The organism is Pseudomonas sp. MWU12-2037 (assembly GCF_023242345.1).
In the GTDB taxonomy this organism is placed as follows: Bacteria; Pseudomonadota; Gammaproteobacteria; order Pseudomonadales; family Pseudomonadaceae; genus Aquipseudomonas; species Aquipseudomonas gingeri_D.
Map to the genome: position 1 here is coordinate 30,020 of NZ_JALLIZ010000009.1, position 23,111 is coordinate 53,130.

Sequence of the window (23,111 nt, forward strand, 5' to 3'; positions counted from 1 at the left end):
TCAGTGTCTCTCTTTCAACAATTGCTCGACTTGCGCCAGGCGCTCCACGGTGCCGACATCCACCCAGTGTCCGTGCATGTGCTCTCCACTCACCAGCCCCCGCGCCATCGCCTCGCGCCACAACGGCGCGATCTTGAAGGCGCCGTCCGAGCAGGCGGCAAACAGTTGCGGGTGCAGGACTGAAATACCGCTGTAGGTCAGCTTCTCGCCCAGCGCCCCACCGTCATGCAGTTGGCCGTCGAGCAGGTTGAAGTCGCCCCCGGCCGGGTGGTGCGGCGGATTGTCGACCATGACCAGATGCGCCAGCCCGGCAATCGGCCGACGTAGCGAAGCAAAGTCATAGTCAGTCCAGATATCGCCATTGACCACCAGGAAGGGCTCATCACCCAACAGCGGCAACGCACGGAAGATACCACCACCGGTTTCCAGCGGCTCCCCCTCGGGCGAATAGGCGATGCTCAGGCCATAGCGGGAACCGTCGCCGAGGTAGTCTTCGATCTGCTGTCCCAACCAGGCGTGGTTGATCACCACCTCCTTGAACCCGGCGGCCGCCAGCGCCCGCAGGTGATAGTCAATCAGCGGCGTGCCGTTGGCACGGATCAGCGGCTTGGGGGTGTGCAAGGTCAACGGACGCATCCGCTCGCCTTTGCCGGCAGCCAGGATCATTGCCTTCATACCTCGGCCCCCACCGGCCGACGCAGGCTGGCCAGCAACTCGCCCAGTTCGGCCAGCTCCGGACGGCGCGCTACCACCGCTTCTATATAAGCGAAGAAGCGCGGTACATCGGCCAGGTAACGTGGCTTGCCGTCACGATGGCAGATGCGCGCAAAGATCCCGATCACTTTCAGATGACGTTGCACGCCCATCAGGTCGCTGGCCCGGAGGAATTCCTCGAAATCGGCCTGTACCGCGATACCGGCACCCGTCGCCTTCTGCCAATAATCCTGCAGCCAACCACGCACCCGGGCCTCGGGCCAACTGAGGAAGGCGTCCTTGAACAGGCAGGTGATGTCGTAGGTCACCGGCCCATAGACCGCATCCTGGAAATCCAGCACACCAGGGTTGGGCTCGCTGGCCATCAGGTTGCGCGGCATATAGTCACGGTGCACCAGCACTTTCGGCTGGGCCAGGGCGCTGTCGATCAGCCGGTCGCTGACCCGTTGCCACATCGCCAACTGCGCGGGTTCGAAAGCGCGGCCCAGCTCATGCCCGACGTACCACTCGGGAAACAGCTCCAGCTCACGGCGCAGCAAGGCCACGTCATAACTCGGCAGTTCGCTGTCCATCGGCAGTTGCTGGAAAGCCAGCAAGGCGTCGATGGCATCGGCGAACAACCCATCGGCGTTGTCGCTGTCGATCACGTCCAGATAGGTCTGGTTGCCCAGGTCATTGAGCAAAAGAAAACCGTTTTCCAGATCCTGCGCGTGAATTTTCGGCACGTTGATTCCGGATTTCGCCAGCAAATGGGCGATATCCACGAAGGGTTTGCAGTTTTCCCGGGGTGGCGGGGCATCCATGACGATCAAACTACGGCCCCCGCCCTCCCAGCGGAAGTAGCGTCGAAAACTCGCGTCACTGCTGGCCGCGGTCAACGTAGCCGGGGGGATGGTGCCCCAGCCTTCGCCCAGAAAGAGCGTTTCCAACTGCCGATCCAGCCAAACTTTCAGGTGTTGCAAGCGTACATCTTGGTCAGGCATTACATGGGTCTCCGACGACGCTAGCCGTCAAGCGGGTGTTGCTTTATTATCCAGCATCTTTTTCTGACCATCGATAGGCGTGTGACCCCCACCGCGGGCAGATGGCACGCAGGAAGCCCGGACTAATAAGATGGCATTGAAATCCCCCGCGTTTCGTAAAAAATTCCCGTTGCTGGTTACCGGCGGTTTGCTGGCTCTGCAACCTCTTGCCACCCCGTTCGCGGTCGCCGCGGAACAGTATGACTGTTCTGTCTCTGCTTCCGGTGCCTGGGACTGTGCGCCCAAAACCACTACGGCCCAGTTGCCACCTCGCCCCGTGCATGACGGCAATGCCGAGGCTTTGGGCACTGCCGCCACGGCGGACAGCGGTTCCAGCAGCGAGAAGGCTGCGGGCCCGGTACTGGTCACCGAGGCCAAGGGTCGTGGCCTGAAGTCGCGCAGTGCCGACTACAGTCACCTCGACTGGGTCCCGCGTGACAAGCTGACGCCTGCCCAGTTGGCCGAAACCGGTCCTTATTGCTCTGGTTCCTATATCGAACCGATTCGTCCTGGCATGAATGACACGACGAATAAAAGTGATGCGCCGACCTTCATCGGGGCCAAGGCCTCGCGCTATGAACAGGACAAGCAGGTCGCGACACTGGCCGGCGACGTGGTCATGCGCCAGGGCAGCATGCAGGTCGAGGCTGATGAAGCCAGCCTGTACCAAGCGGAAAACCGTGGCGAGCTGAACGGCAACGTTCGTGTTCGCGACCAGGGCGCCCTGCTGGTCGGTGACCATGCCGAGGTGCAGCTGGACACGGGTGAATCGCGGGTCGACAACGCCGAATACGTGATGCACAAGTCGCGGGTCCGCGGTAACGCGCTGTACGCCAAGCGCGCCGAGAACTCGATCATTCGCCTCAAGGACGGTACGTACACCACGTGCGAACCGAACAGCAACGCCTGGCAGCTCAAGGGTAATAACATCACCCTGAACCCGGCGACCGGTTTCGGTACGGCGACCAACGTGACCTTGCGGGTCAAGGACATTCCGGTTCTCTACACCCCGTACATCTACTTCCCGATCGACGACCGTCGTCAGTCCGGTTTCCTGCCGCCGAGCTTCTCCAGCGACAGCACCTCAGGCTTCAACCTGACCACGCCTTACTACTTCAACCTGGCACCGAACTACGATGCCACGTTGTATCCGCACTACATGAGCAAGCGCGGCCTGTTGACCGAGGGCGAGTTCCGCTACCTGACCAAGTCCACCGAAGGTCAGTTCGGCGGTGCATTCCTGAGTGACGAAAGTAACGACCGTTCCAAGCAGTCGGACGCGACCAAAGATCGCTACATGGTCAACTGGCAGCACAAGGGCGGCTTGGATTCACGTGTACTGACCACGGTCGACTACACCAAGATCAGCGATCCGTATTACTTCCAGGATCTGCAGAGCAACCAGGTCGGTGTCAGAAGCGTCGACTATGTGAACCAGCAGGCCACGGCAAGCTATCGCGGTGACGACTTCACCGCCCAGGTGAACGTGCAGGCCTATGAGCTGGCGAGCGTGGCGGTTATCACACCGTACAACCGCCTGCCACAGATCACCTTCAACGGCAGCCTGCCTTATCATCCGGAAGGCCTCAATTTCACCTACGAAACTGAAGCCGTTCGCTTCGAGCGGAGCCTGGAAGACGGTACCTTCTCTGACAAGAATGGCGTTACCTCTCCACGCCTGGACACCAACGTGACCGGCCTCGCCCGTGCCAACGGTGACCGACTGAACCTCAAGCCGGGGGTCAGCCTGCCGCTGAACTGGACTTATGGTTTTGTAACGCCGTCGCTCAAGTATCAGTACACCCAATACGATCTGGATCTGAGTTCGCAGGGCCAATCTCAAATCGCAGTGGCCCAGACCAGCCCAAATTACGTCGGCGGCACCTACAGTAGCTCGCAAAGCCGTGGCGTCCCTATCGCCAGCATCGACAGCGGCCTGTACTTCGACCGCAACACCGAACTGTTCGGCACCAACTATCGCCAGACCCTGGAACCGCGCCTGTTCTATCTCTATGTTCCAGAGAAAGACCAGAAAGACATTCCCGTGTTCGATACCGGCGAATACAGCTTCAACTATGCCTCGCTGTTCCGTGAAAACCGTTTCTCCGGCAACGACCGCGTCGGTGACGAGAACAAGCTGTCCCTGGGTGTCACCAGCCGCTGGATCGAAGACAACGGTTTCGAACGTCAGCGCGTGAGTGTCGGCCAGGCTTACTACTTCAAAGATCGAACCGTGCAATTGCCAGGTGTCGACTTCAATACCCGTGCCGACGCCAAGACCAATGTCTCGCCGTACGCCCTGGAATACGCCTACAACTTCAACCGCGACTGGCGCGCCACGGCCGACTACAACTGGGATCCGAAAAGTCACCAGCCACGTTCCGGCAGCGCGATGTTCCACTACCAGCCTGAAGACAACCCGAACAAGGTTATCAACGCCGGCTATCGCTATCGCAACGACCAGGTGATCTACAACCAGAACACTGGCCAATGGCAGTTCGGCGGCGACTACGGCACACCTGGCCAACCCGGCTACGTGAAGGACTACTACAAGATCGAGCAGCACGACTTCTCGGTCATCTGGCCGGTCGTTCCACAGTGGAACGTCATCAGCCGCTGGCAGTACGACTACAACCGCAACCGTACCCTGGAAGCCTTCGGTGGCTTCGAGTACGACAACTGCTGCTGGAAGCTGCGCCTGATCAACCGCTACTGGGTCCAGTATGACGAGTTCAGTCAACAGGCTCCGCAAAACGAACGAGGCGACCACGGTATCTTCCTTCAGTTTGTACTGAAGGGCCTGGGTGGCGTCATGGGCAACAAAGTCGAGAGCTTCCTCGACAAAGGCATCCAAGGTTATCGTGAACGTGAAGATCAAGCTTTCTGATTGTCTGCGCCCGCTGATGCTGGGCGCGCTGGTCCTGAGTGCGGCGGTTCACGCCGCTGTGCAGCCCCTCGACAACGTCGTGGCCATCGTCGACAACGATGTGATCATGCAGAGCCAACTGGACCAGCGTGTCCACGAGGTTCAGCAGACCATCGCCAAGCGCGGGGGCGGCGTGCCGCCCACCAGCGTCCTCGACCAACAGGTCCTGGATCGCTTGATCGTCGAAAACCTGCAATTGCAGATCGGCGAGCGCTCGGGCATTCGCATCAGCGATGATGAGTTGAACCAGGCCATCGGCACCATTGCCCAGCGCAACAACATGAGCATCGATCAATTCCGCGCGGCCCTGACCCACGACGGCCTCTCCTATGAGGACGCCCGTGACCAGGTTCGCCGGGAAATGATCATCAGCCGTGTGCGTCAGCGTCGTGTCGCCGAGCGGGTCCAGGTGTCGGAGCAGGAAGTGAAGAACTTCCTCGCCTCGGACCTGGGCAAGATGCAGCTCTCCGAAGAACTGCACCTGGCCAATATCCTCGTGTCGACCCCGGACAGCGCCAACTCGCAAGTCATCCAGGCCGCCGCGACCCAGGCCCAGGACCTCTACCGGCAACTCAAGCAAGGCGCTGACTTCAGTCAGTTGGCCATTGCCCACTCCGGCAGCGATAACGCCCTGGAAGGCGGCGACATGGGCTGGCGCAAGCCGGCTCAATTGCCACCACCGTTCGACCACATGCTCAGCAGCATGGCGGTTGGCGACATCAGCGAACCGACACGCACCCCAGGGGGCTTCATTATCCTGAAGGTCCTGGAGAAGCGCGGTGGCGAAACGCAGATGCGCGACGAAGTGCATGTTCGTCACATCCTGATCAAGCCCAACGCCATTCGCAGCGAAGCCGACACCCAAGCCCTGGCGCAGAAGCTCTACGAGCGGATCTCCAACGGCGAAGACTTCGCTACGCTGGCCAAGAGCTTCTCGGAAGACCCGGGCTCGGCGCTTAACGGCGGCGACCTGAACTGGGTCGACCCGAACGCACTGGTACCGGAATTCCGCGAAGTGATGGCCAAGACCCCGCAAGGTGTCCTGTCCAAGCCGTTCAAGACCCAATACGGCTGGCACGTACTGGAAGTCCTTGGCCGTCGCGCCACCGACAGCACCACCCAGGCACGCGAACAGCAAGCCATGACCGTGCTGCGAAACCGCAAATACGATGAAGAGCTGCAAACCTGGCTGCGTCAGATCCGCGACGAAGCCTACGTTGAAATCAAGCTCCCCGGCGCGGAACAGGCGCCAAAGTGAAACCCCGGCGTTTCGCGTTGACACCCGGAGAGCCGGCGGGCATTGGTCCAGACCTTTGCCTGCTGCTCGCCTCGCAACCCCAGCCTTACCCCCTGATTGCCATTACCAGCCGCGACCTGCTCTCCGAGCGGGCCGCGCAGCTGGGCGTGGCTGTCAATCTGCTACCTGTGGCGCCGGGCCAGTGGCCCGACCAACCGGCGGCGGCGGGTAGCCTGTATGTCTGGGACACCCCGCTGGCGAGCCCGGTCATCGCCGGGCAACTGGACCAGGCCAATGCCGCCTTTGTCCTGGAAACCCTGACCCGTGCCGGTCAAGGCTGCCTGGACGGCGATTTCGCCGGCATGATCACCGCCCCGGTGCACAAAGGCGTGATCAACGACTCCGGGATCGCCTTTTCCGGCCACACCGAATTCCTCGCCGACCTGACCCACACCCCCCAGGTGGTGATGCTGCTGGCAACCCGGGGGCTGCGCGTGGCCCTGGTGACCACCCACCTGCCCCTGCGGCAAGTCGCCGATGCGATTACCCCGGAGCGCCTGGAGCGGGTCACCCGTATCCTGCATGGCGACCTGCGGGAAAAGTTCGGCATTGCCAACCCTCGTATCCTGGTCTGCGGGCTCAACCCCCATGCCGGCGAAGGCGGGCACCTGGGTCACGAAGAAATCGACATCATCGAACCGACATTGGAGCGCTTGCGCGGCGAGGGCATGGACCTGCGTGGCCCGCTGCCTGCCGACACTCTGTTTAACCCCAAATATCTGGAGCACTGCGACGCGGTGCTGGCGATGTACCACGACCAGGGCCTGCCCGTGCTGAAATACAAAGGTTTCGGCGCCGCAGTCAACGTGACCCTGGGCTTGCCGATCATCCGCACGTCGGTCGACCACGGCACCGCCCTGGACCTGGCCGGCAGCGGCAACATCGACACCGGCAGCCTGCAAGTCGCCCTGGAAACCGCCTACCAGATGGCCGAGACCCGTTTATGACCGAGCAATACCAACACCGGGCGCGCAAGCGTTTCGGGCAAAACTTCCTGCACGACGCTGGCGTGATCGACCGCATCCTGCGCGCCATCCATGCCAAACCCGATGACCGCCTGCTGGAAATCGGCCCGGGCCAGGGCGCCCTGACCGAAGGCCTGCTCAACAGCGGTGCACAACTGGATGTCGTCGAGCTGGACAAGGATCTGGTACCGATCCTCAATGAGCAATTCGGCAGCCGAGCCAATTTCAACCTGCACCAGGGCGATGCGCTGAAGTTCGACTTCACCAGCCTGAACCCGGCACCCAACAGCCTGCGGGTGGTCGGCAACCTGCCCTACAACATCTCCACGCCGCTGATCTTCCACCTGCTGCACAACGCCAGCCTGATTCGCGACATGCACTTCATGCTGCAAAAGGAAGTGGTCGAGCGCCTGGCTGCCGGTCCTGGCGGCGGCGACTGGGGACGCCTGTCGATCATGGTCCAGTACCATTGCCGCGTGGAGCATCTGTTCAACGTCGGCCCGGGCGCCTTCAACCCGCCGCCCAAGGTCGACTCGGCCATCGTGCGCCTGGTACCCCACGCCGTCCTGCCCCACCCGGCCAAGGATCATCGCCTGCTGGAGCGCGTCGTGCGCGAAGCCTTCAACCAGCGTCGCAAAACCTTGCGCAATACCCTCAAGGCGCTGCTCAGCAACGCCGAGATCGAAGCCGCCGGCGTCGACGGCAGCCTGCGTCCGGAACAGCTCGACCTGGCCGCCTTCGTGCGCCTGGCCGACAAACTCAGTGAGCAAGCCGTCACCGCCCCCGACGTCGACTGACCCCATCGGTAGCAGGCCAGCGCGCATGTCTGGCCTACTACCCGGGACTTGACCTAGACTGGGCTTCGTCCAGCGTCTCTTGCGCTTCAGCTTCCAAGGCCTCTTGCATGTCCGATCCTCGTTACCAGGTCGACGTCAGCGTCGTCACCCGCTTCCTTGCAGAACAATCGCAACCCGAGCAGAACCGCTTTGCCTTCGCCTACACCATCACGGTGCGGAACAACGGCGAACTGCCCGCCAGGTTGATGTCGCGGCACTGGGTGATCACCGATGGCGACGGTCACGTGGAAGAAGTTCGCGGTGCCGGTGTCGTCGGTCAGCAACCGCTGATCGAGGTCGGCCAGAGCCATACCTACAGCAGCGGCACGGTGATGACTACGAAAGTCGGCAACATGCAGGGCACCTACGAGATGGTGGCCGAGGACGGTAAGCGCTTCAACGCCGTGATCGCCCCCTTCCGCCTTGCCGTACCCGGGGCCCTGCACTGATGGCGGTGTATGCCGTCGGTGACCTGCAAGGCTGTCTGGAACCGCTCAAGTGCCTGCTCGAACGCGTCAAGTTCGACCCTACCTGCGATAAGCTGTGGCTGGTGGGCGACCTGGTCAACCGGGGCCCGCATTCCCTGGAGACCCTGCGCTTTCTCTACGGTATGCGCGAATCGCTGGTCTGCGTGCTGGGCAATCATGACCTGCACCTGCTCGCCGCCGGGCACAATATCGAGCGCCTGAAAAAAAGCGACACGCTACGCGAGATCCTCGACGCCCCGGATCGGGCCGATCTGCTGGACTGGCTGCGCCGCCAGAAGCTGCTGCACCACGACGCCGAGCGCAACGTCGCCCTGGTCCACGCCGGCATCCCCCCCCAGTGGACGCTGAAGAAAGCGCTCAAATACGCCGCCGAAGTGGAAACCGCCTTGCGCGACGACAACCTGCTGACGCTTTTCCTCGACGGCATGTACGGCAATGAGCCGAACAAGTGGGACGGCGATCTGCAGGGCGTGGCCCGCCTGCGGGTGATCACCAACTATTTCACGCGGATGCGCTTCTGCACCGCCGACGGCAAGCTCGACCTCAAGGGCAAGGAAGGCGCCGACACCGCCCCCCGCGGCTACGCCCCCTGGTTCAGCTACAAGGAGCGCAAGACCCAGGGCCTGAAGATCATCTTCGGCCACTGGGCCGCCCTTGAAGGCCGATGCGACGAGCCCGGGATCTTCGCCCTCGACACCGGTTGTGTCTGGGGCGGGGCCATGACCCTGATGAACGTCGATACCGGCGAGCTTCTGACCTGCAAGTGCGATGCCCAGGGTGGCGTTGCTCCGCCACCGACCCTGGCCGAGCGCTTCCGGGCCTGGTTATATCGCTAGACTGTACGACCTACCTGCCCCAGATGGAGCCCATCATGACCGAATTCAAACGTATCCCGCCCGAACAAGCCCAGGCCCTGCGCGAGCAGGGCGCCGTGGTCGTCGACGTCCGCGACCCACAGACCTTTGCCCTGAACCACATCAGTGGCGCCCGGCACCTGGACAACCACAACATCGCCGATTTCATTCGCGCCGCCGACCTCGACGCGCCCACGGTGGTGTGCTGCTACCACGGCAATTCGAGCCAGAGCGCGGCCGCCTACCTGGTCAGCCAGGGCTTCAGCGATGTCTACAGCCTGGACGGTGGCTTTGAGCTGTGGCGCACGACCTATCCGTCAGAAATTGCTCAAGATATTTCCGAATAATTTTTTTCTGCCGCTGGAGCCCGCGGGATTCGCGGGCTAGAGCCTTTCCTGACGAACGGTCAGGCATAACTAATTGCTCATCTTGACTTGCCCCCGCCGATTCCGAACTATCCTTAAGCGCAGGCCATCCAAATCAGGGGAGAGCCGGTACACCGGCGTACGGGTCATCGGTAGTAATTTTCAAAGTGATCATCGCTTTGAAGGTGTTCTGGGGGGTAAACGGCAACGGCTTTCGCGGTTGCATGCCAGCACTGGACTGACTGATCCGGCACCGGCTCCACGTATCGAGCGAGGTGACGTCATGAGCATTTTCAGCCATTTCCAACAACGCTTCGAATCCACACGGCAAGAAGAACTCACGCTGCAGGAGTACCTTGAGCTGTGCAAAAAGGATCGCAGTGCTTACGCGTCGGCAGCTGAACGGCTGCTACTGGCAATCGGCGAACCCGAACTGCTGGATACGTCCACCAACTCACGGTTGTCGCGCATCTTCTCCAACAAGGTGATCCGGCGCTATCCGGCCTTTGAAGACTTCCACGGGATGGAAGAATGCATCGACCAGATCGTTTCGTATTTCCGCCACGCCGCCCAAGGCCTGGAAGAGAAGAAACAGATCCTTTACCTGCTCGGCCCCGTCGGCGGCGGTAAATCGTCCCTGGCCGAAAAGCTGAAACAGCTGATCGAGAAGGTCCCCTTCTACGCCATCAAGGGCTCGCCGGTTTTCGAATCGCCCCTGGGGTTGTTCAACGCCACTGAAGACGGCGCGATCCTCGAGGAAGACTTCGGGATTCCACGGCGTTACCTGAACACCATCATGTCGCCCTGGGCGACCAAGCGCCTGGCCGAATTCGGCGGCGACATCAGCCAGTTCCGGGTGGTCAAGCTCTACCCCTCGATCCTCAACCAGATCGGCGTGGCCAAGACCGAACCGGGCGACGAAAACAACCAGGACATCTCGGCCCTCGTGGGCAAGGTCGATATCCGCAAACTGGAAGAGTTTCCACAGAACGACGCCGACGCCTACAGCTACTCGGGCGCCCTGTGCCGGGCCAACCAGGGCCTGATGGAGTTCGTGGAAATGTTCAAGGCACCGATCAAGGTGCTCCATCCATTGCTCACCGCGACCCAGGAAGGCAACTACAACAGCACCGAAGGCCTGGGGGCCATTCCGTTCACCGGGATCCTGCTGGCCCACTCCAACGAATCGGAGTGGCACACCTTCCGTAACAACAAGAACAACGAAGCCTTCATCGACCGGATCTACATCGTCAAGGTCCCGTACTGCCTACGGGTCAGCGACGAAGTGAAGATCTACGACAAACTTCTGTTCAACAGCTCCCTGGCCAAGGCCCACTGCGCGCCCGACACCCTGAAGATGCTCGCCCAGTTCACCGTGCTCTCACGCCTCAAGGAGCCGGAAAACTCGAACATCTACTCGAAAATGCGCGTCTACGACGGCGAAAACCTCAAGGACACCGACCCGAAAGCCAAGTCGATCCAGGAGTACCGCGACAGCGCCGGTGTCGACGAAGGCATGAATGGCCTGTCGACCCGTTTCGCCTTCAAGATCCTCTCGAAAGTCTTCAACTTCGATCCCCACGAGATCGCCGCCAACCCGGTGCATTTGCTGTATGTGCTGGAGCAGCAGATCGAACAGGAACAGTTCCAGGCCGAAACCCGTGAGCGCTACCTGCGCTTCCTCAAGGAATACCTGGCACCGCGCTATATCGAGTTCATCGGCAAGGAGATCCAGACCGCGTACCTGGAGTCCTACAGCGAGTACGGCCAGAACATCTTCGACCGCTACGTGCTGTATGCGGACTTCTGGATTCAGGATCAGGAATACCGCGACCCGGAAACCGGCGAAATCCTCAACCGCGTGGCCCTGAACGAAGAACTGGAGAAAATCGAAAAACCGGCCGGCATCAGCAATCCGAAGGATTTCCGCAACGAGATCGTCAACTTCGTCCTGCGTGCCCGGGCCAACAACAACGGCAAGAATCCGACCTGGCTCAGCTACGAGAAGCTGCGGGTGGTGATCGAGAAGAAAATGTTCTCCAACACCGAGGATCTGCTGCCGGTCATCAGTTTCAACGCCAAAGCCAGCAAAGAGGATCAACAGAAGCACAACGACTTCGTCACCCGCATGGTCGAACGTGGCTACACCGACAAACAGGTACGACTGCTCTCCGAGTGGTACCTGCGGGTCAGAAAATCGCAGTAGTAACGGCAGCTGCAAGCGGCTCGCGACAAGCCGCAGGCACGTTTATCGACGTGCCTGCGGTGCAGGAGCTGACCGCTTGTCTTTAAGCTTCCAGCTTGGCGCTTGAAGCTTGTAACTTGAAGCTGTCCGGAGGGCTCCTCATGAGCTATGTGATCGACCGACGTCTCAATGGCAAGAACAAGAGCACGGTGAACCGTCAGCGCTTCCTGCGGCGTTACCGTGACCATATCAAAAAGGCTGTCGAGGAAGCCGTGAGCCGGCGCTCCATTACCGATATGGAGCATGGCGAGCAAATCAGCATCCCCGGCCGCGATATCGATGAACCCGTGCTGCACCATGGCCGTGGCGGCAAGCAGACCGTGGTGCATCCCGGCAACAAGGAATTCACCAGCGGCGAGCATATCCCCCGGCCACCCGGCGGCGGTGGCGGCCGTGGCCCGGGCAAGGCCGGCAACTCGGGCGAAGGGATGGACGAATTCTCCTTCCAGATCACCCAGGAAGAGTTTCTCGAGTTCATGTTCGAGGACCTGGAGCTGCCGAACCTGGTCAAACGCAACCTCACCGGCACCGACACCTTCAAGACCGTTCGCGCCGGGATCAGCAACGAGGGCAACCCCTCGCGCATCAACATCATCCGCACCCTGCGCTCGGCCCACGCGCGGCGGATCGCCCTGTCCGGCAGCAGCCGGGCCAAACTCAAGGAAGCCAAGGCCGAGCTGGAGCGTCTGAGACGCGAAGAGCCAGACAACTTCGGCGATATCCAGGAGATCGAGGCGGAAATCGAGAAACTCAGTGCGCGTATCCATCGCATTCCGTTCCTCGACACCTTCGACCTCAAGTACAACCTGCTGGTCAAGCAACCCAACCCCAGTTCCAAGGCCGTGATGTTCTGCCTGATGGACGTGTCCGGCTCCATGACCCAGGCGACCAAGGACATCGCCAAACGCTTCTTCATCCTGCTGTACCTGTTTCTCAAGCGGAACTACGACAAGATCGAAGTGGTGTTCATCCGCCATCACACCAGCGCCCGGGAAGTCGACGAGGAGGAGTTCTTCTACTCGCGGGAAACCGGCGGCACCATTGTTTCCAGTGCACTGAAGCTGATGCAGGAAATCATGGCCGAACGCTACCCGACCAATGAATGGAACATCTACGCCGCCCAGGCTTCCGACGGCGACAACTGGAACGATGACTCGCCCATCTGCCGCGACATCCTGATCAACCAGATCATGCCGTTCGTGCAGTACTACACTTACGTAGAGATCACCCCCCGCGAACATCAGGCCCTGTGGTACGAATACGAGCGCATCAGCGAGGCGTTCGGCGATACGTTTGCCCAGCAGCAGCTGGTGTCGGCCGGCGATATCTACCCGGTCTTCCGTGAACTCTTCCAGCGCAGGTTAGTGACATGACCGCCAGAGAGCCGAAACAACAGAAGCGCCAACCCCTCTCCACCGGTTCGGAGTGGACCTTTGAGCTGATCCAGGCCTACGACCGCGAAATCAGTCGTATCGCCAATCGTTATGCCCTGGATACCTACCCCAACCAGATCGAAGTCATTACCGCCGAACAGATGATGGACGCCTATGCCTCCGTCGGCATGCCCCTGGGTTATCATCATTGGTCCTACGGCAAACACTTTCTAAGCACGGAAAAGTCCTACAGCCGCGGCCAGATGGGCCTGGCCTACGAGATCGTGATCAACTCGGACCCGTGCATTGCCTACCTGATGGAAGAAAACACCATCTGCATGCAGGCACTGGTGGTGGCCCATGCCTGCTATGGCCACAACAGCTTCTTCAAGGGCAACTACCTGTTCCGCACCTGGACCGACGCCAGCTCGATCATCGACTACCTGGTCTTCGCCAAGCAGTACATCATGCAATGCGAGGAGCGCCATGGCATCGACGCGGTCGAAGACCTGCTCGACTCCTGCCACGCCCTGATGAATTACGGCGTCGACCGCTACAAACGCCCCTACCCGATTTCCGCCGAAGAGGAGCGGCGCCGGCAGAAGGACCGCGAAGAGCACCTGCAAAAGCAGATCAACGACCTGTGGCGCACCATTCCCAAGGGCGCGGACAAGTTCAGCGACAAGGACAATGCACGCTTCCCCGCCGAACCCCAGGAAAACATCCTCTATTTCATCGAAAAACACGCACCGCTGCTGGAACCCTGGCAGCGGGAAATCGTCCGAATAGTGCGCAAGATCGCCCAATACTTCTACCCGCAACGCCAGACCCAGGTGATGAACGAAGGCTGGGCGACGTTCTGGCACTACACCCTGATGAACGACCTCTACGACGAAGGCCTGGTCACCGACGGCTTCATGATGGAGTTCCTCACCTCCCACACCAGCGTGGTCTTCCAACCGGGCTTCGACAGCCCCTACTACAGCGGCATCAACCCCTATGCCCTGGGCTTTGCCATGTACCGCGACATTCGGCGGATGTGTGAATCCCCCACGGAAGAAGACCGTCGCTGGTTCCCGGACCTGGCCGGCAGCGACTGGCTCTCGAGCATCAAGTTCGCCATGAGCAGTTTCAAGGACGAGAGCTTTATCCTGCAGTACCTGTCACCCAAAGTGATTCGCGACCTCAAGCTGTTCAGCATCCTCGATGACGACCAGCGCGACGACCTGCTGGTGCCGGCCATCCATGACGAAGGCGGCTACCGGATCATCCGTGAAACCCTGGCCGCCCAGTACAACCTGGGCAACCGCGAACCCAACGTGCAGATCTGGAGCATCGACCGCCGCGGCGACCGCTCACTGACCCTGCGTCACCAGCAACACGACCGCAAACCCCTGGGCGACTCCACCGAGGAAGTGCTCAAGCACCTGCACCGCCTCTGGGGCTTCGATATCCACCTGGAGACTCTGCAAGGCGACCAGGTCATGAAAACCCATCACGTCCCACCCAAGGGCGATCACGGCGAAGGGGAGTACGGTCGACTGGACCTGGCCGTGATTCATCTCTGAGCAGCTCCTCACCTCCGTTGACGCGATTCACGGGTTATCCTGTCGTGCCAACGGAGGTTTTTCATGCAGATTTATAAAGTCGGCGGCGCGGTTCGCGATCGCCTGCTGGGTCAGCCGGTTACCGATATCGACTGGGTGGTGGTAGGTGCCAGCGCCGAAGAGATGCTTGCCAAGGGGTTTCGCCCGGTCGGTGCGGACTTTCCAGTTTTTCTTCATCCATCCAGTGGCGAGGAATACGCCCTGGCCCGAACCGAACGCAAAAGCGGACGCGGTTATGGCGGGTTCACGTTCCACGCCAGCCCCGATGTCACCCTGGAAGAGGACCTGATCCGCCGGGACCTGACCATCAACGCCATGGCTGAAGACGAGCACGGCAAGCTGACCGACCCCTATCACGGCCAGGCGGATCTCGCCGCCCGCCTTCTACGTCATGTTTCCCCCGCATTTGCCGAAGATCCTCTCCGGGTTCTGCGCGTTGCCCGCTTTGCCGCGCGCTATGCCGCCATGGGTTTCAAGGTGGTCCCCGAGACCCTGGCCCTGATGCGCCAACTGGCCGAATCGGGCGAACTGCAGGCCCTGACACCAGAGCGCAGCTGGAAAGAAATCTCCCGGGCCCTGATGGAAGACCAGCCCCAGGTGTTTATCCAGGTGCTGCGCGACTGCGGCGCGCTCGCCGTGCTGTTTCCGGAAGTCGACGCGCTGTTCGGGGTGCCGCAACCCGAGGCCCATCACCCGGAAATCGACAGCGGCGTACACACCCTGAGCGTCCTGGAGCAAGCCGCCCGCCATCAGCAACCATTGACCGTGCGCTGGGCCTGCCTGCTGCACGACCTCGGCAAGGGACTGACACCCGAAAGCGAGTGGCCCAAGCATATTGCCCACGAGTTCAAGGGACTGAAGCTGATCAAGGCGGTGAACGAGCGCTACAAGGCGCCGCGCGACTGCCAGGAACTGGCCTTGCTGGTGGGCGAATACCACACCCATGGCCATCGAGCCCTGGAGCTCAAGGCCTCGACCTTGCTGGAGTTGTTGCAGAGTTTCGATGTCTATCGACGCCCGCAACGTTTCGAGGAGTTTATCGCCTCGTGCGAGATGGATGCGCGGGGACGCCTGGGGCTGGAGGAGCGGACTTATCCACAGGCGGACTATTTACGCGGGGCTGCGACGGTCGCCAAGGCAGTCGCGGTTCAACCGCTGCTGGAGAAAGGCTTCAAGGGGCCGGAGTTGGGTGAAGCCCTCAAGCGCGAGCGCCTGAAAGCCCTCAAGGCCTACAAGGAGCAGGCCGCAGGCTAGGTGCGCAAAAGATCAGGGGGCGTCAGTTGCCCCCCACGCCATTCAAACGCCACGGGGGCCAGCACCTGATCGATCTGCGCCTCTTCCCACAACATTGCGAAAGACTTCCCCGCCTCTGGATGCAAACGGTCCGGCGCAATCAGCGCCAACGGCCACAACACAAAGGCATTCTTGAGAATTTCCGCCCGCGGCAGGATCAGCCCGTCGAAATTCCCGACCTGCTCACCATACAACAGCACATCGATATCCAACGGCAGGCCCTTGCGGTCCGGCGCATAACGGCCATTGTCGGCCTCGATGAACTTCAACCGGCGGTCCAGCTCCAGCAACGGCAGGTCGGTAAACGCCGACACCACCAGATTGAAGAACGGCCCGCTCTTGATGCCCACCGGCTGGCTTTCGAACACCGCCGAACAGCGGATATCCACCAGGAACGCGGCCAGCGCGTCCAACCCGGCACACAAGTGGGTTTCGCGCTCGATATTACTGCCGAGCCCGAGATAAACCTGAGTTAGCGACATCCGCGCTCAATCTCCACGCCCACGCCCCTGGCCGCCGCAACGGCCCCCGGCTTGGTCAGTTTGAGGTGCAACCAGGGAATCTGGAACTCGCTCATCAGCACCTGGGCCAGACGTTCAGCGAAGGTCTCCACCAGTTGGAACTGCGACTGCTCGGCAAACAGCTGGATGCGCGCAGAAACACTCGCATAATCGAGAGCCAGGCTCAGATCGTCGCCGGCCGCCGCCGGGCGGTTGTCCCAGGCAAAACTGAGATCAAGGCGCAGGCACTGACGGATGCCGCGCTCCCAGTCATAGGCACCGATCACGGTGTCGACTTCCAGGCCCTCGATAAACACTCTGTCCAAGCACTTCTCTCCGCAGCACGACAAGGGCGCAATGCGCCGTTAGAATCAGGGCGTCCCCGCCCGGAATAGTTAGCATGTTTTGGTTACTGGCGATCCTCGCCTACCTGCTCGGCTCTCTGTCCTTTGCCATTTTGCTCAGCCGCCTCACGGGAAATCCCGATCCGCGAATGAGTGGCTCGGGCAATGCCGGCGCGACCAACATGCTGCGCCTGGCCGGCAAGAAGCTGGCCATCCTGACCTTGCTCGGCGACCTCTGCAAAGGCCTGCTGCCGGTGCTGATCGCCGGCTACGCCGGGCTGTCGCTCCAACAGCAAGCCTGGGTCGGGCTCTGCGCCGTCCTCGGCCACCTGTTTCCGTTGTACTTCCGCTTTCGCGGCGGCAAAGGCGTCGCCACGGCCGCCGGCATGCTGCTGGGGCTGTATCCCCCCGCCGCCTTGCTGGCCCTGCTGACCTGGCTGCTGACCTTCTACCTCACCCGCACCAGCTCGCTGGCCGCCCTGATCGCCACGCCACTGACCCTGCCGCTGCTGGCCTGGCAGGAACCGGCCGCATTGCTGCCGATGAGCGTGGTGACCGGGCTGATCGTCTGGCGCCATCGCGGCAATCTACGCGACCTTTTCGCAGGGCGCGAACGACATTTCTGATCCTGATCGTGAAGGTGACTCACGCGCCACCTTGCACCGATCCCACTCAAATCGCCGACAACTGCTCCATCGGCCAGCGTGCCTGCACGCTGATCGCCAGGCTTTCCTTCTGTCCGGCCTGCAAGCGCTGGCACCCGGCAAACGCAATCATCGCGCCATTATCGGTGCAGAACTCGGGACGGGCATAGAACACGTCGCCCTTCATCTCACCGAGCATCTTTTCCAACGAAACACGCAGGGCCTTGTTGGCGCTGACGCCCCCGGCGATCACCAGACGCTTCATGCCCGCCTGCTTCAACGCACGCTTGCACTTGATGGTCAAAGTCTCCACCACCGCCTGCTGGAAGGCCAGCGAGATGTCGCAACGGGTTTGCTCGCCGTCGTCTCCAGTGCTCGCGCACTGCTGCCAGGTATTCAGGGCGAAGGTTTTCAAACCACTGAAACTGAAATCCAGCCCCGGGCGATCGCACATCGGCCGCGGGAAGACGAAGCGCCCCGCTACACCCTGCTCGGCCAGGCGGGCGATTTCCGGACCGCCCGGATAATTGAGCCCCATCATCTTCGCGGTCTTGTCGAAAGCTTCGCCGGCCGCGTCATCCAGGCTTTCCCCCAGCAACGCGTATTGGCCGATGCCATCGACCCGAACCAGCTGCGTGTGCCCGCCGGAGACCAACAAAGCGACGAACGGAAACTCCGGCGGTCGCTCCTCCAGCATCGGCGCCAGTAAATGGCCTTCCATGTGATGCACACCCAGGGCCGGTATATCCCAGGCAAAAGCCAGGGCCTGGGCGCACGAAGCCCCGACCAGCAAGGCCCCGACCAGGCCCGGGCCCGCCGTGTAGGCAATCGCGTCGATCTCGGTCGGCGCGCAGTCGGCCTCGGCCAGGACCTGGCGGATCAACGGCAGCATGCGCTTGACGTGATCGCGCGAGGCCAGCTCCGGCACCACGCCACCATAGGCGCGATGCAAGTCGATCTGACTGAACAACGCATCGGCGAGAAGCCCGCGCTCACTGTCATACAGCGCGACGCCGGTTTCGTCGCAGGAGGTTTCTAATCCCAGTACTAGCATGGGTTTGCGCCTTGTAGAGGCTAGATTCGAAGGCGCGCATAATAGTCGTCACTCCAGGCCCCTACCAGCGGTTTTCGATCAGAGGCTTTGCATTCCGCGTCATGAGGGGTTAACATCCGCAACCCTTAAAAACCGACGATCTCCAGTGCGCTTTTGCCTGAGGACGTTGACCCCGGTAATGAATGAAGGTAGCTCTGGATGCCAGCCGTCAAAGTTAAAGAGAACGAACCCTTCGACGTAGCTCTGCGTCGTTTCAAGCGCTCCTGCGAAAAAGCCGGTGTTCTGGCTGAAGTTCGTAGCCGCGAATTTTACGAGAAGCCGACTTCGGAGCGTAAGCGCAAGGCAGCAGCTGCTGTTAAGCGTCACGCCAAGAAAGTTCAGCGCGAACAGCGCCGCGCCGTTCGTCTGTACTAATACACAGACGTTCGTTGCAAGCTTCTGCCAAGCCCGGCCCTCAGCCGGGCTAATGGCATTTGCGGATATCGCTTGATGCTTCACCGTCGAAGCCGCCGATGCGACCCAGACGAACCTGCTTGACCCCGTCAGACCTGGCACTTGCCAGCGGTGCGCGTCTTTCTGACGAGCCTTCCAAGGCTACCGACGAGCACACCCTTTCCGTTCCAGCTATCGAGCACTCTGCGATGATGAGAACGCCATGGCCGGGCTAATTCCCCAAAGCTTTATTGACGACCTTCTCAACCGCACCGACATCGTCGACGTGGTGAGTTCCCGTGTGCAGCTGAAAAAAGCCGGCAAGAACTACACCGCCTGCTGCCCGTTCCACAAGGAAAAGACACCGTCCTTCAGCGTCAGCCCGGACAAGCAGTTCTACTACTGCTTTGGCTGCGGCGCTGGCGGCAACGCCCTCGGCTTCCTCATGGACCACGACAACCTGGATTTCCCCCAGGCGATCGAGGACCTGGCCAAAGCCGCCGGCATGGAAGTACCCCGCGAGGAAAGCGGACATGCGCGCAAACCGCGCCAGCCGACCGATTCGCCGCTCTACCCGCTCCTGACCGCGGCCGCCGACTTCTATCGCCAGGCCCTGAAAAGCCATCCGGCGCGCAAGGCGGCGGTGGACTACCTCAAGGGCCGCGGCCTGACCGGTGAAATCGCCCGGGATTTCGGCCTGGGCTTTGCCCCGCCGGGCTGGGACAACCTGTTCAAGCACCTGTCCAGCGACACCCTGCAGCAGAAAGCCATGATCGACGCCGGCCTGCTGATCGAGAACGCCGAAACCGGCAAGCGTTATGACCGTTTCCGCGACCGCGTGATGTTCCCCATCCGCGACAGCCGCGGCCGGATCATCGCCTTCGGCGGCCGGGTGCTGGGCGACGACAAGCCGAAATACCTGAACTCCCCGGAAACCCCGGTGTTTCACAAGGGCCAGGAACTCTACGGCCTGTTCGAGGCGCGCAAGAACAACCGCAACCTCGACGAAATCATCGTCGTCGAAGGCTACATGGACGTCATCGCCCTGGCCCAGCAAGGCCTGCGCAATGCCGTCGCGACCCTGGGCACCGCCACCAGCGAAGAACACCTCAAGCGCCTGTTCCGCGTGGTGCCCAACGTATTGTTCTGCTTCGACGGCGACCAGGCCGGCCGCAACGCCGCCTGGCGCGCACTGGAAGCGACCCTGAGCAGCCTGCAGGATGGCCGCCGCGCGCGCTTCCTGTTCCTGCCCGAAGGCGAAGACCCGGACACCCTGATTCGCGCCGAAGGCACCGACGCCTTCCGCGCCCGGATCAACCAGCACGCGCAGCCCCTGGCGGATTACTTCTTCCAGCAACTGACCGAAGAAGCCGATCCACGCTCGCTGGAGGGCAAGGCGCACATGGCCACCCTCGCCGCGCCGTTGATCGACAAGGTGCCGGGCGCCAACCTGCGCACCCTGATGCGCCAGCGCCTCACCCAGATCACCGGCCTGACCCACGAAACCGTCAGCCAACTGGTGCACAGCGCACCGGCCGACGCGCCGCCGGCTTATGACCCCGGTATCGACTATGACGCCATGCCCGACTATTCGGACTATCATGTTCCCCAGCAGGAGGCTTACGCGCCCCAGCAGGAGTGGACGCCGAAAAAGCCCGGTGCGGGCGGCAAGAAGTGGGACAAGAAGCCCTGGGACAAGAACGGCAAGCGCGGCGGCGACCGCGACGAGCCCCGCGGCCCGCGCATCCCGGCCGCCGTCGAGCCGCCGACGCTCACCGCCCTGCGCACCCTGGTCCATCACCCGCAACTGGCCGGCAAGGTCGAGACCGCCGGTCACCTCGCGGACGAAGAAAACACCCATGCACAGCTGCTCGTGGCCTTGCTCGAAGCCGTGCAAAAGAATCCTGGGCTAAGCTCATTTCAACTGATATCGCGTTGGCACGGCACTGACCAGGGTCGATTACTCACCCGTCTGGCGGAAAAGGAGTGGCTGATTGAAGGAGAGAACCTTGAACAACAGTTTTTCGACACCATAACCAGCTTGTCAGCCCGTCAAACCGAGCGAAAGCTGGAACAACTCATCAGGAAGTCGCGACAAGGCGATTTGAGCGCTGAAGACAAAATTCAGCTGCTTGAGCTGCTAAAACGCAATCTTCCTGCATCAAACCCGACCTCAACTGGCGCGTGAGGTCATAGCTCGGGTATAATCCTCGGCTTGTTTTTTGCCCGCCAAGACCTTCAGTGGATAGGGTGTTATGTCCGGAAAAGCGCAACAGCAGTCTCGCCTCAAAGAGTTGATCAGCCGTGGTCGTGAGCAGGGTTACCTGACTTACGCCGAGGTCAACGACCACCTGCCGGAGGATATTTCAGATCCGGAACAGGTGGAAGACATCATCCGCATGATCAACGACATGGGGATCAACGTATTCGAGAGTGCTCCGGATGCGGATGCCCTTTTGTTGGCCGAAGCCGATACCGACGAAGCCGCTGCCGAAGAAGCAGCGGCTGCGTTGGCGGCCGTGGAAACCGACATCGGTCGCACTACTGACCCGGTGCGCATGTACATGCGCGAAATGGGTACGGTAGAGCTGCTCACACGTGAAGGCGAAATCGAAATCGCCAAACGTATCGAGGAAGGCATCCGTGAAGTGATGGGCGCAATCGCGCACTTCCCTGGCACGGTTGATCACATCCTCAGCGAATACGATCGTGTTACCAGCGAAGGCGGTCGGCTGTCCGACGTCCTGAGCGGCTACATCGACCCGGACGACGGCATTGCGCCGCCGGCCGCCGAAGTACCGCCGCCTGTCGACGCCAAGGCCGTTAAAGCCGACGACGACACGGACGACGAAGAAGCCGAAGCCAGCGACGACGAAGAAGAAGCCGAAAGCGGTCCCGATCCGATCATTGCCGCACAGCGCTTCGGCGCCGTGGCCGAGCAAATGGAGATCACCCGCAAGGCCCTGAAAAAGCACGGTCGCAACAACAAGGCGGCGATTGCCGAACTGTTGGCCCTGGCCGAGCTGTTCATGCCGATCAAACTGGTGCCGAAGCAATTCGAAGGCCTGGTCGAGCGTGTTCGTGGTGCCCTGGATCGCCTGCGTCAGCAGGAACGCGCCATCATGCAGCTGTGCGTGCGTGATGCCCGCATGCCGCGTGCCGACTTCCTGCGCCAGTTCCCGGGCAACGAAGTCGACGAAAGCTGGACCGATGCACTGGCCAAGGGCAAGAGCAAATACGCCGAAGCCATTGGTCGCGTACAGGCCGATATCGTTCGCTGCCAGCAGAAGCTGACCGCGCTCGAGACCGAAACCGGCCTGACGATTGCCGAGATCAAGGACATCAACCGTCGCATGTCGATCGGCGAGGCCAAGGCCCGCCGCGCGAAGAAAGAGATGGTTGAAGCGAACTTGCGTCTGGTGATCTCCATCGCCAAGAAGTACACCAACCGCGGTTTGCAGTTCCTCGACCTGATCCAGGAAGGCAACATCGGCCTGATGAAGGCCGTGGACAAGTTCGAATACCGTCGCGGCTACAAATTCTCGACTTATGCCACCTGGTGGATCCGTCAGGCGATCACTCGCTCGATCGCCGACCAGGCCCGCACCATCCGTATTCCGGTGCACATGATCGAGACGATCAACAAGCTCAACCGCATTTCCCGGCAGATGTTGCAGGAAATGGGTCGCGAACCGACCCCGGAAGAGCTGGGCGAACGCATGGAAATGCCTGAGGACAAGATCCGCAAGGTATTGAAGATCGCTAAAGAGCCGATCTCCATGGAAACCCCGATCGGTGATGACGAAGACTCCCACCTGGGTGACTTCATCGAAGACTCGACCATGCAGTCGCCAATCGATGTCGCTACCGTTGAGAGCCTTAAAGAAGCGACACGCGAAGTACTCTCAGGCCTCACTGCCCGTGAAGCCAAGGTTCTGCGCATGCGTTTCGGCATCGACATGAATACCGACCACACCCTTGAGGAAGTCGGTAAGCAGTTCGACGTTACCCGTGAGCGGATTCGCCAGATCGAAGCCAAGGCGTTGCGCAAGCTGCGCCACCCGACGCGAAGCGAGCATTTGCGCTCCTTCCTCGACGAGTAAGACCAAAACCCCCGGCTCGCCGGGGGTTTTGCTTTCTGCAGTTTCCCTT

General features: G+C 61.1%; 20 protein-coding genes. 15 read left to right on the plus strand and 5 right to left on the minus strand.

Features of this window, described 5'->3' with window-relative positions:
* Positions 1 to 675, minus strand: coding sequence for an N-acetylmuramate alpha-1-phosphate uridylyltransferase MurU (murU, locus tag M5B42_RS17650; protein WP_103495717.1), 675 nt, complete (start codon positions 673 to 675; stop codon positions 1 to 3).
* Positions 672 to 1,697 (minus strand): phosphotransferase, encoded by a 1,026-nt coding sequence (locus M5B42_RS17655; RefSeq protein ID WP_248746571.1) that lies wholly within the window; start codon positions 1,695 to 1,697, stop codon positions 672 to 674. The genes murU and M5B42_RS17655 overlap by 4 nt, the downstream gene beginning before the upstream one ends.
* Positions 1,698 to 1,827: 130 nt before the next feature.
* Here M5B42_RS17655 and M5B42_RS17660 point away from each other — a divergent pair, with 130 nt between their 5' ends.
* The 11 genes from M5B42_RS17660 (at position 1,828) to M5B42_RS17710 (ending at position 15,946) form a co-directional block, all read left to right on the plus strand.
* On the plus strand, positions 1,828 to 4,623 hold the full coding sequence (locus M5B42_RS17660; RefSeq protein WP_248746572.1) for an LPS-assembly protein LptD: 2,796 nt from the start codon (positions 1,828 to 1,830) through the stop codon (positions 4,621 to 4,623).
* Entirely contained in the window at positions 4,604 to 5,920 is a 1,317-nt protein-coding gene (locus M5B42_RS17665) for a peptidylprolyl isomerase (protein WP_177103796.1), read from the plus strand. Before M5B42_RS17660 ends, M5B42_RS17665 begins: the two co-directional genes overlap by 20 nt.
* Positions 5,917 to 6,906, plus strand: coding sequence for a 4-hydroxythreonine-4-phosphate dehydrogenase PdxA (pdxA, locus tag M5B42_RS17670; protein ID WP_248746573.1), 990 nt, complete (start codon positions 5,917 to 5,919; stop codon positions 6,904 to 6,906). The genes M5B42_RS17665 and pdxA overlap by 4 nt, the downstream gene beginning before the upstream one ends.
* Complete coding sequence (gene rsmA, locus M5B42_RS17675; RefSeq protein WP_152741047.1) at positions 6,903 to 7,721, plus strand: 16S rRNA (adenine(1518)-N(6)/adenine(1519)-N(6))-dimethyltransferase RsmA; 819 nt, start codon at positions 6,903 to 6,905, stop codon at positions 7,719 to 7,721. The genes pdxA and rsmA overlap by 4 nt, the downstream gene beginning before the upstream one ends.
* Positions 7,722 to 7,828: 107 nt before the next feature.
* On the plus strand, positions 7,829 to 8,209 hold the full coding sequence (gene apaG / locus M5B42_RS17680) for a Co2+/Mg2+ efflux protein ApaG (protein ID WP_103495712.1): 381 nt from the start codon (positions 7,829 to 7,831) through the stop codon (positions 8,207 to 8,209).
* Entirely contained in the window at positions 8,209 to 9,084 is an 876-nt protein-coding gene (locus tag M5B42_RS17685) for a symmetrical bis(5'-nucleosyl)-tetraphosphatase (protein ID WP_248746574.1), read from the plus strand. Before apaG ends, M5B42_RS17685 begins: the two co-directional genes overlap by 1 nt.
* A 35-nt stretch (positions 9,085 to 9,119) precedes the next feature.
* Positions 9,120 to 9,449, plus strand: coding sequence for a thiosulfate sulfurtransferase GlpE (gene glpE, locus M5B42_RS17690; RefSeq protein WP_103495710.1), 330 nt, complete (start codon positions 9,120 to 9,122; stop codon positions 9,447 to 9,449).
* Positions 9,450 to 9,750: 301 nt separating this feature from the next.
* The gene (locus tag M5B42_RS17695) at positions 9,751 to 11,673 is read left to right on the plus strand and encodes a PrkA family serine protein kinase (protein ID WP_017128689.1); all 1,923 of its coding nucleotides are present in this window, start codon (positions 9,751 to 9,753) and stop codon (positions 11,671 to 11,673) included.
* Positions 11,674 to 11,813: 140 nt separating this feature from the next.
* Positions 11,814 to 13,085 carry a YeaH/YhbH family protein gene (locus tag M5B42_RS17700; RefSeq protein WP_103495709.1) on the plus strand — a complete coding sequence of 424 codons (1,272 nt, stop codon included), beginning with the start codon at positions 11,814 to 11,816 and terminating at the stop codon, positions 13,083 to 13,085.
* The gene (locus tag M5B42_RS17705; RefSeq protein WP_152741049.1) at positions 13,082 to 14,653 is read left to right on the plus strand and encodes a SpoVR family protein; all 1,572 of its coding nucleotides are present in this window, start codon (positions 13,082 to 13,084) and stop codon (positions 14,651 to 14,653) included. Before M5B42_RS17700 ends, M5B42_RS17705 begins: the two co-directional genes overlap by 4 nt.
* 63 nt (positions 14,654 to 14,716) lie before the next feature.
* Complete coding sequence (locus M5B42_RS17710) at positions 14,717 to 15,946, plus strand: multifunctional CCA addition/repair protein (RefSeq protein ID WP_248746575.1); 1,230 nt, start codon at positions 14,717 to 14,719, stop codon at positions 15,944 to 15,946.
* On the opposite strand, the gene folK is transcribed toward M5B42_RS17710, so the two are convergent.
* Both folK and folB read right to left on the minus strand, forming a co-directional pair.
* Positions 15,943 to 16,467: a 2-amino-4-hydroxy-6-hydroxymethyldihydropteridine diphosphokinase gene (folK, locus tag M5B42_RS17715; RefSeq protein ID WP_103495706.1), complete on the minus strand. Its 525-nt coding sequence runs from the start codon at positions 16,465 to 16,467 to the stop codon at positions 15,943 to 15,945. The two genes, M5B42_RS17710 and folK, sit on opposite strands and share 4 nt — an antisense overlap.
* Positions 16,458 to 16,811, minus strand: coding sequence for a dihydroneopterin aldolase (folB, locus tag M5B42_RS17720; protein ID WP_100938508.1), 354 nt, complete (start codon positions 16,809 to 16,811; stop codon positions 16,458 to 16,460). Before folB ends, folK begins: the two co-directional genes overlap by 10 nt.
* A 74-nt stretch (positions 16,812 to 16,885) precedes the next feature.
* On the opposite strand from folB, the gene plsY reads away from it, so the two are divergent.
* Positions 16,886 to 17,455 (plus strand): glycerol-3-phosphate 1-O-acyltransferase PlsY, encoded by a 570-nt coding sequence (gene plsY / locus M5B42_RS17725; RefSeq protein WP_100938509.1) that lies wholly within the window; start codon positions 16,886 to 16,888, stop codon positions 17,453 to 17,455.
* Positions 17,456 to 17,501: 46 nt separating this feature from the next.
* On the opposite strand, the gene tsaD is transcribed toward plsY, so the two are convergent.
* A complete protein-coding gene (gene tsaD / locus M5B42_RS17730) occupies positions 17,502 to 18,527 on the minus strand; it encodes a tRNA (adenosine(37)-N6)-threonylcarbamoyltransferase complex transferase subunit TsaD (protein ID WP_103495704.1) in 1,026 nt (341 codons plus the stop codon).
* Between the two features lie 198 nt (positions 18,528 to 18,725).
* Between tsaD and rpsU the strand changes: the two genes are divergently transcribed.
* The 3 genes from rpsU to rpoD all read left to right on the plus strand — a co-directional run bounded on the left by rpsU (position 18,726) and on the right by rpoD (position 23,062).
* Complete coding sequence (rpsU, locus tag M5B42_RS17735) at positions 18,726 to 18,941, plus strand: 30S ribosomal protein S21 (RefSeq protein ID WP_002551877.1); 216 nt, start codon at positions 18,726 to 18,728, stop codon at positions 18,939 to 18,941.
* 241 nt (positions 18,942 to 19,182) lie between these two features.
* The gene (gene dnaG / locus M5B42_RS17740) at positions 19,183 to 21,147 is read left to right on the plus strand and encodes a DNA primase (RefSeq protein WP_152741053.1); all 1,965 of its coding nucleotides are present in this window, start codon (positions 19,183 to 19,185) and stop codon (positions 21,145 to 21,147) included.
* Between the two features lie 67 nt (positions 21,148 to 21,214).
* Positions 21,215 to 23,062: an RNA polymerase sigma factor RpoD gene (gene rpoD / locus M5B42_RS17745; protein ID WP_177103809.1), complete on the plus strand. Its 1,848-nt coding sequence runs from the start codon at positions 21,215 to 21,217 to the stop codon at positions 23,060 to 23,062.
* Positions 23,063 to 23,111: the final 49 nt, after the last annotated feature.

Bases quoted from the DNA above. Each gene is read 5' to 3' on its own strand.
- M5B42_RS17695 (WP_017128689.1), top strand. From the start codon at position 9,751: ATGAGCATTTTCAGCCATTTCCAACAACGCTTCGAATCCACACGGCAA.
- murU (WP_103495717.1), bottom strand. From the start codon at position 675: ATGAAGGCAATGATCCTGGCTGCCGGCAAAGGCGAGCGGATGCGTCCG.
- rsmA (WP_152741047.1), top strand. From the start codon at position 6,903: ATGACCGAGCAATACCAACACCGGGCGCGCAAGCGTTTCGGGCAAAAC.
- M5B42_RS17710 (WP_248746575.1), top strand. From the start codon at position 14,717: ATGCAGATTTATAAAGTCGGCGGCGCGGTTCGCGATCGCCTGCTGGGT.
- folK (WP_103495706.1), bottom strand. From the start codon at position 16,467: ATGTCGCTAACTCAGGTTTATCTCGGGCTCGGCAGTAATATCGAGCGC.
- glpE (WP_103495710.1), top strand. From the start codon at position 9,120: ATGACCGAATTCAAACGTATCCCGCCCGAACAAGCCCAGGCCCTGCGC.
- M5B42_RS17705 (WP_152741049.1), top strand. From the start codon at position 13,082: ATGACCGCCAGAGAGCCGAAACAACAGAAGCGCCAACCCCTCTCCACC.
- M5B42_RS17655 (WP_248746571.1), bottom strand. From the start codon at position 1,697: ATGCCTGACCAAGATGTACGCTTGCAACACCTGAAAGTTTGGCTGGAT.
- M5B42_RS17660 (WP_248746572.1), top strand. From the start codon at position 1,828: ATGGCATTGAAATCCCCCGCGTTTCGTAAAAAATTCCCGTTGCTGGTT.
- plsY (WP_100938509.1), top strand. From the start codon at position 16,886: ATGTTTTGGTTACTGGCGATCCTCGCCTACCTGCTCGGCTCTCTGTCC.
- M5B42_RS17700 (WP_103495709.1), top strand. From the start codon at position 11,814: ATGAGCTATGTGATCGACCGACGTCTCAATGGCAAGAACAAGAGCACG.
- rpsU (WP_002551877.1), top strand. From the start codon at position 18,726: ATGCCAGCCGTCAAAGTTAAAGAGAACGAACCCTTCGACGTAGCTCTG.
- M5B42_RS17685 (WP_248746574.1), top strand. From the start codon at position 8,209: ATGGCGGTGTATGCCGTCGGTGACCTGCAAGGCTGTCTGGAACCGCTC.
- dnaG (WP_152741053.1), top strand. From the start codon at position 19,183: ATGGCCGGGCTAATTCCCCAAAGCTTTATTGACGACCTTCTCAACCGC.
- apaG (WP_103495712.1), top strand. From the start codon at position 7,829: ATGTCCGATCCTCGTTACCAGGTCGACGTCAGCGTCGTCACCCGCTTC.
- tsaD (WP_103495704.1), bottom strand. From the start codon at position 18,527: ATGCTAGTACTGGGATTAGAAACCTCCTGCGACGAAACCGGCGTCGCG.
- rpoD (WP_177103809.1), top strand. From the start codon at position 21,215: ATGTCCGGAAAAGCGCAACAGCAGTCTCGCCTCAAAGAGTTGATCAGC.